At 52.8% G+C, this 8,154-nt stretch carries 5 protein-coding genes and 1 pseudogene; all 6 read left to right on the top strand.

The genetic code is table 11. The features are described from left to right. Positions 1–947: type VI secretion system Vgr family protein (locus HW452_RS17215; RefSeq protein WP_224107329.1), on the top strand; the 947-nt coding region annotated here is incomplete at its 5' end. Next, positions 948–1,883 carry a DUF4123 domain-containing protein gene (locus HW452_RS17210; protein ID WP_224107328.1) on the top strand — a complete coding sequence of 312 codons (936 nt, stop codon included), beginning with the start codon at positions 948–950 and terminating at the stop codon, positions 1,881–1,883. It begins immediately after the preceding gene. Next, a complete protein-coding gene (locus HW452_RS17205; protein WP_224107327.1) occupies positions 1,876–5,238 on the top strand; it encodes a T6SS effector BTH_I2691 family protein in 3,363 nt (1,120 codons plus the stop codon). The genes HW452_RS17210 and HW452_RS17205 overlap by 8 nt, the downstream gene beginning before the upstream one ends. A 22-nt stretch (positions 5,239–5,260) precedes the next feature. After that, on the top strand, positions 5,261–6,010 hold the full coding sequence (locus tag HW452_RS17200; RefSeq protein WP_224107326.1) for a hypothetical protein: 750 nt from the start codon (positions 5,261–5,263) through the stop codon (positions 6,008–6,010). Positions 6,011–6,487: 477 nt separating this feature from the next. Then, positions 6,488–7,237, top strand: a complete 750-nt coding sequence (locus tag HW452_RS17195) for a hypothetical protein (RefSeq protein WP_224107325.1) — start codon at positions 6,488–6,490, stop codon at positions 7,235–7,237. A gap of 118 nt (positions 7,238–7,355) precedes the next feature. Beyond that, positions 7,356–8,154: pseudogene (gene tssI, locus HW452_RS17190) on the top strand (type VI secretion system tip protein TssI/VgrG); the annotation flags it as partial.

The following is an 8,154-nucleotide window of genomic DNA, read 5'->3' as shown; positions in this document are numbered from 1 at the left end:
AACCCCGCGTGGACGGCCCCCAGGTCGCCTTCGTGGTGGGGCCGGAAGGCGAAGAGATCCACTGCGACGAACACGGCCGGGTGAAGGTGCAGTTCCCCTGGGACCGCTACGCCGAACCCAATGAAACCGCGAGCTGCTGGGTGCGCGTCTCGCAAGGTTGGGCCGGTGGCGGCTACGGGAGTATTGCCATTCCGCGCATCGGCCACGAGGTGATCGTTTCCTTCCTGGAAGGCGACCCGGATCAGCCGCTGGTCACCGGGCGTACCTATCACGCCGTCAACACCGCCCCGTACCCGCTGCCCGAGCACAAGACGCGCACGGTGCTGCGTACCCAGAGCCACAAGGCTGAAGGCTTCAATGAACTGCGCTTCGAGGACGAAGCAGGGGAAGAGCAGATCTGGCTCCATGCCCAGAAAGACCTGGAGCTTCTGACGCTCAACGACCGCACTGAAGAGATCCAGAACGACAGCCACCTCAAGGTGCACAACGACCGCATCAGCGAAATTGACAACGATGACCACCACACGGTACACGGCAACCGCTTCAGCCAGGTGGACGGCGACGACCACCTCACCGTGAACGGCACTCGCCACGACAACATCGGCCAGGCGCAGCTGGTGGAAGCCGGGCAGGAGATTCACCACAAGGCGGGCATGAAGGTGGTGATCGAAGCCGGTGCTGAAATCACTCTGAAAGCCGGCGGCAGCTTCCTGAAAATCGACCCTAGCGGCGTCACCATCGTCGGACCGCAGGTCAAGATCAATTCCGGCGGCAGCCCGGGGTCGGGGAGTGGTCAGGCGGCACAGGCGCCGCGGTTGCCGGGGCAGGCGGAGGCTCAGCACCATCAGATAGTACCGCCCATCAATCGCCCGGCGCAGCTTAAAACGTTACTGAAAGCACCCGCCCGCTGCGAGATTTGTGAAGACGTGAGCCAGGGAAACCGATAGATGCAACGACCGCAGGCAGTGACACATGCATTGGTGGATGGCGTGCGTTACCCCGATGCGCTCAGGCGTCTGTATAGCTGCGATGACATCGAGGACATCGAGCCGCTTTATCTCATGACTCGCTGGGCATCGTTAGCCGAGCAGGGCCCGATACTGGTGCGCCTCAAAAGCAGCCGTTTAGCGGATGACGCGTGCGCTAACGATGACAGCAAAGTGTATCGCTCGCTTTCGTTATTGAGCAGCCAGGCGAGCACCAGCGAGTTGAGCAGGCACCTGGGCCAGTTCGTGACGTTTAACGGGGAAGGGGGGCGCGAGCAATTGCTGCGCTTTGCTGATCCACTCGTCACCAGGCATTGGTTGAGCAGTTACGTAAGTGCCGTGCCAGCGGACATTCTGGGCCCTATCGATACGTGGTGGGTGGCCGATTGGGCGCCTAACTGGGCAGAGCCACGCCCGGTGACGTGGCAACCATTTCAATCGCATCTCCGGCAGGCACCACCCTCGGTGAGCGAGGCAAGTACTTTCCCGCCCATGGGGAGGGCACAGCTCGCCGCGCTGGAGGCGATGGCCCGCTGGCAGCTCAAGGAGCGCCTGACGAGTTATTTCAGAAAGCATATGCCTGAACATTGGCAGCACCTTCCCGTCGAGAATAGAGGCCGATGGCTTGACGAACGCCTGGACGATGCCGCCGCCTGGGGGGCCAGTACGGAGCGCCAGGTCGCCATTTGGCTCAGTTTGAGTTTGCGTTGGGGCGACGGTTTCATTTCGGCGCGTGGCGGTTTATATGACCGCTGGATGATGCAAATCGGTGGTCATCAGCCGCTTTCCAGGCAAGAGCAACTTTATGCGCTAGATGTCTGGAGTCGAAGTCAAGAGACGCCCCCGGAGAGCATCGCGCAGGTATCACGATTAAAAAACGAGGACACGCATGGCTAACTCGGATGTTCAGGCACAATCTCGCGACGCCGCCTTTGATGAAACGCCCGTAGGGGGTGGTGTCTGCCCACTGTTTATCGACATCGATATTTTTCCCGTTCGCTATGCCATTGATGAGGCCCCCGCCGAGGCCGGGACGCCCGGCCCACATCCGATAGCGGAAAAGTGGCAGGGGCCTGGCTACCCCGAGATCGAGACCCGTGATTACACAATGCGGCAATTGCGGGATGGCTGGCTTTACGTCTGGGTAAGCGAGGAGGGCGAGAGGCGTCTTGATGAGTACCTCATAGAAGGTGCTACGTTCAATGGGGCTTCTCATTTAACGTATCCCACCTACGTTTCTATCGCCATGGCGTACTCTTCGGTGAAGTGGACGGAGCGTATTCGCGAATACGTGCTGGAAAACGCTGACGTTCGCCAACGTAGGATGCGTTCCGTCGACTTGATAGCGGCGATAAATACCGTGGGCGATTGCGCATCGCTTGCCCCCCATGCTGGCCCGATCACGCAGCTTGGCGAGCAGGTAGCGGATATCACGCCCAATGGCGCGGTGGATGGGTTTACCAGTACGACGGTGTCGACGGCCGAAAGAGAGGAAGCGGATAGCGAAGGCGGGGATGAAGAGGAGAGCACTTATCCTCTACTCGCCGTAAAACCTGAAATTACTCAAGACAGCGTCCTGTCAGACGTTGAAAAACACGATGAAGCTATTTTTGTTGCGCTTGATGATGACTTGGGAATTGTCAATGATTTGATCTTTACGCTGTTGGGGCGGCAACTTGAGCTTGAGGCCTTTCTGGATGAGCATGGCCATCGTTTAGAGACGGCATTAATCACTCAAACCTTATGTGGTCTGGATGAAAGTGGTATGCCAGATCAAGTGCGGCAAGACCCCGTTAAGTTACGTCACGCCCGAGAGCTGATTCAGCAACGATTAGAAGCTATGCGGTTGCAAGAGGTTGCTGCCACCATGAATCGCAGCGCGAATATCGAACGTCTTGATCCTGTTGCAGAGCACCAGTATGAAGAGCAGTTATCGACTATTGATGCCGAATTAGAGGCACTGGGCATTGATTCTCCCAATAGTGATGATTTGGAAGCTTTGGAAAAGAAAAGTCTTTGGATCAATGATGTGCGATACCAGGAGGCGGTTGGGTATATCAACACCTATCAGCCACAACTCGAGCGCTTACAGAGCCACGTGCAAGCCAGCCTTGATGATGCATTAACTTGGCTTGACCGGTTACCAGCTGAGGGGGAAGCGGTGTGCTATGACCCCTGTGAACAGCAACAAAGCCGAGAATTGTTAGAATTTGCTTTTCTAGTGAGCCAGGCGGTCGGCGCTACCGAAACAGGGCGAGAGTGGCTGACAAAAACATTTCTTGAGCGTGACACGTTGATTGGCACTAGCCTGCTCAATTTTACGCCTGCATTAGGCACTGCTTTTGACGCCATTGCCCACGAGTGGTCGGAAGGCGCTGCACCTAGAGAAGAAGATGGCGGTTTCAGTATCAGTAATGCCACGGACGCAGGAAATGTAGTGGGTAATGCCAAAGGAGTATTGGATCTTGAGAGCGTACAGCAGTCGGCAATTTACCAGAAGCTAGCCCGTCCGTTTAAAGATAGTTTTGAAGTAATACAAGCCGTTGTGGCGGGTACTGGCAAAACCGCCTGGGAAACGCTCGCCTATCAAGCGCTGCCTGCTGCTAGCGCGGGTGCACAGGTTGGTGCTCAAGCGGTAGTGAGGGGAGTTACTAACGCGATGCTGGCCGCGTTCATTCATCCAGATAATTTAAACGTAAATTCTCGTTTAGTACGCACTGAGGACTTTGAAGCTCGTCATCGTCGCTGGCGAAACGACATAATACGCCGTGAGAATCGATTAAAAGGTCAGCAAGCTGCGCTTGCCAGGCCAGCCACACGTCAAGCGCGCGCTTCTCAACTTCGGGATATTAGCGCCCAACAGAAAGCCCTTGCTGATCTTGGTACAAAAGAGCCCAAGCGCTTTATGGCGTATCAGGGCGCTGATGCTGCGGGAGGCTTTACCGAAACACTAGGGTTTGACGAATTGCGTGAGCAAAATCGGTTACGTACCGAGCAGGCAGCAGGCGGTGTGGCCGCTGCTCGACAGCGCATGACACGCTGGATGGATAGTCGGGGCATCGGTGGTTTGCCGCTGCTAGTAGCTGTACTTAACCTGCTAAATGTTAGTGACAGCATTCGCACCGCCCAAGAAGAAGGCGTGAGTCAGGCAGATATGGAAAAGATCGCCAGCCAAGCGAGCTATGCCACGGCAGCAGTCTTGTCACTATGGGTCATGCCTTATTGGCAGTGCTATGCTAATCGTACAGCAAGTTTTGGTACGAGCACTTTAAAAATAACGCAAGCAGGAAGCCAGCGTTGGTTAAACATTGCAGGAAATGCAGAAGTCTCCCGTTTAGCTGGACGATTGGCCAGCCGGGTAGCAGGGATGTCGGCGTTTGCAGCGATTGGTGCTGGAGTAGAGTCTTGGCAGGTTTTTCAGGCAACAAGTCAAGCCTCAAGCCAAGCGGAAAGTGTGGCCCTATGGTCGAAGTTCAGTTTCACAGCAGGAATGTCTATGGTTGGAGGGGCTCAACTATTGGGGGCGGTAGCTGGTCGCTGGGTTGCCTTTGGTTGGATATTGGCACCTTGGGCTAGCTGGGCATTATTAGCCCTTAGCGTAGGCTATTTAATTTCATCCATGTTAGCCGATCACTACCGCCGTGATGGGGTGCGACTTTGGCTTTATCAAAGTACTTGGGGCAACGCCAACAAATGGTCGGGTAGCGATGAAGAGAACACTGCTGAGTTGCGCGCTTTGAATGAGGCATTGTTTACCCCAGCTCTTAAGCTGATGCCGGTGGTGAAAACAGAGTTTGATATGTCAGATACCATATCGCCCTACTCCCCAGGTAGGCAGATCACCACCCTGCAGGGGTATTGGGTGCAGTTGGCCCTGCCCGCTATGCTGGCGGGGGAAATCGTCTCAGTGTCTGAGCAAGTAGCTGGAGGTTTTTGGGCTGCCGCTGCAAGCTTTCAAGAACATCCGGTACTGGGAAAGGCATGCGAGCTGCCCGAGTCCTCCCAGTACCAAGCAGGTGATTCGTTACGAGTGTGGCAAGCGTGGATTCCTGCTGAACGGCTAGCAGCCGGAGAGCCCTTTCTAATGGAAGTGGCCTATGATGAAGCCATTTATAGTGACACCAATGGAGGGCTCAGTTTCACTTTCTTTAAACCGGAACCCAGTCAGGGTAAACGCGAGGTAGAAGTGAGCGAACGCTATCGCGGTACCGACAACTCCATCAAAGTTCCCCTGACGGTACCTACTGTTTAACTAATTTAAGAGTTTAGCGAAAATGTGGTTTATTCAACCCAAGCGAGATTACGTAGCCGAAATGCCTTGGAAGTACTTAGACGAGCCAGCGATAATGACGTGGCAAATTCGTGCGCGTGATTACAATACATTTATCGCTAATTTGCTTTTTTTTATATGGCTTTTTGTTAGTGGGTTGTTTTTGTCCCTGTTGATTTTTAAAGCTGGTGGTGAGAGAGGTGTGTTGAGTTTTTTTAACTTAATACCTCTTGCTGTGTTATTCTTATGCGCTCCTATAGCAATGAGTATTTTTTTTCAAACCGCAATTATTGTATATCGTCTAACGGATAAACGTATAGAGGTTTTTTCTTGGAAGCCGCAAATTGACTCAGTCAAACCTGTCATGAAATGGACAGCTATAGTGTCTGGTATTGTGGTGCTGTTTTTGGTGTTTATTAACCCTAGCTTTATTGTTGCAGCTATTGGCCCCGTTGGTATTGGTATTATGGCGGCGTTAATGGGTAATTCCAGAAGCTACCAGTCCATGGCGCGAAATCAGATGGAATATGAGATTGCATGGCGGGAGGCGAAAAATATTTATGCTTACCCAGACAGAAATATTATTGGTTTGAACTTGTACTGGAATAATCCTGATACAGGCGAGGAAATGAAAAACTTTGTGAAAGCTATATTCATACCCAAGAGCAAGTACGATGATGTTCTTGACTATTTTAAATCGAATATTCCTGATACGCCGGTAATAGAGGGAAAATTTGACGTTTATCATGTTTAAAGCAATCAAGCTCTCTTGATTTTTGTGTAGATAGGCTTAAATTTAATTGTAACATGCCTGATGCTTAATGATTATTGGTAGCCTCTGCCTGCTTAGTTTGTTTCCCAGATTGTATCAGGTTCACCGGCAGGAGGCTGGTCGAACCTGCTGCAAGTTTTCAAGAATGCCCACTACAAGGGGAAGCACGGGAGCTGCCCGGCAACTCCAATTACCAGGCAGATGATCCGTGGCGCGTATGGCAGGCGTGGCTTCCCGCTGAACAACTTGCAGAAGGAAAGCCTTTTTTAATGGAAGTGGCTTTTGATGAAGCTATTTATAGCGACACTAATGGAGGACTAAGTTTCACCTTCTATAAAGCGGAACCCAGTAAGGGGAATAGTGACGTAGAGGTGAGCGAACGCTACCGCGGTGTAGATAATTCGACCAAAGTACCTCTAACAGTGCCTACTGTTTAACTAATTAAAGAGGGCAATGATAATGTGGTTTATTCAACCTAAGCGAGATTACGTGGTCGAAATGCCTTGGAAGCACATGGATGAGCCAGCGATAATGACATGGCAGATACGTGTCCGGGACTACAATACATTTGTTGCCAATATTTTATTTTTTATATTGTTTTTGTTTAGCTTAAGTTTTGGTTTGTTAATTTTTTCAGCAGAGTCTAATTATCTAGCCTCGATCTTGGGCGGGGGGGGAGTGTTTGTATTTGGTGTTCTCATTACTATGGGTATGACTCATCAAACAGCTGTTATAGTTTATCGATTAACTAATAAAAGTATTGAAGTATTTTCCTGGAAATCGCAAATTGACTCAGTCAAACCAATCATGAAATGGACAGCGATAGTGTCTGGGGTTGTGGTCCTGTTTTTGGTGTGGGTTAACCCCAGTTTTATTATTGCAGCTATTGGCCCTATCGGGATTGGTGTTATGGCGGCGTTGATGGGTAATTCTAAAGGCTATCAATCTATGGTTAGAAATGAAGAATACCATGAGATAGATTGGCCGAATGCAGAAGATATCGCCGTTTGGAGGAGGCGTAATCTGATTGGGTTACGTTTTACTTGGTATAACGAGGATGGGTCGCACTATTCTGTTTACAGTAAAATCTATTGTCGTAATCAAGAGTTTGATAAGTGCTTAGCATTCTTTAGGCAGCGCCTTCCTGATACGACCTATCGTGAAGGAAGACTTGTTGTTCATTCGCACTTTGCGACGTTGCCGGAATAAGCACTACTACGTGTTTAGTTCATCTGAGGTCGGGTGTGAAAATAGAAATTGCTATGCCTCGCATACTTTCACACTACTCCTGCCTCTTGGTTAAACGCGTTCCCATCATTGCGTGTAGCTGGTGGTCAACCTGGCCAGCCGCGACGGCAGCCTGGACGCCGCGGAGCTGCTGGACCGCGAAGCCACGCTGACCATCTGGCAGGATGGTGAAGCGCTGCGCCAAGTGCACGGTATCGTCAGCGAGTTTGGCCGCGGCGACCGCGGCCACCGGCGCACCTTCTACTCCCTGGTGCTGCGCCCCGGGCTCTGGCGGCTATCGCTGCGCCACAACTCGCGCATCTTCCAGAAAGTCGACCCGCTCGCCATCATCAATATCCTCCTCGATGAGCGCAGCATCACCGACGCGGCTTTTGCCGTTACCCGCGAACTGCCCGAGCGTGAGTACTGCGTGCAGTACCGCGAGACCGGCCTGGCGTTTATCGAACGCCTGGCCGCCGAAGAGGGCCCGTTCTACTTCCATGAGTTCGAAGAGAGCGCCCACCGGCTGGTATTCGCCGATGACCCCCAGGTGCTGGCGAATCTAGGCGAGCGCACCTACCACAGCCGCGCCGGCGGCACGGCGCCTACTCGCCATGTGCGAAAACTTCGCCAGACGGCGCGTATAGCGCCCGCCTCCGCCACCCTGAAAGACTACACCTTCAAGAACCCGGCCTACGCCCAGCTGCACAAGCATCTGGGCCACGAGGTCGAGCAGCATGGACAGCGCAGCGACTACGAGCATTTTGACTATCCCGGCCGCTATAAAGAGGATGCCTCCGGTAAACCCTTTACCCGTATACGGGTAGAACACCTGCGCCGTGAAGCACTCACCGCCCAGGCGGAAAGCGACCTGCCGGAGCTCGCGCCGGGAATGCGTT

This window comes from Vreelandella aquamarina (genome assembly GCF_020075495.1).
GTDB classification, from domain to species: Bacteria; Pseudomonadota; Gammaproteobacteria; order Pseudomonadales; family Halomonadaceae; genus Vreelandella; species Vreelandella aquamarina_A.
The sequence above is the reverse complement of the archived record's forward strand: the minus strand, read 5'-3'. Positions and strand labels throughout refer to the sequence as shown.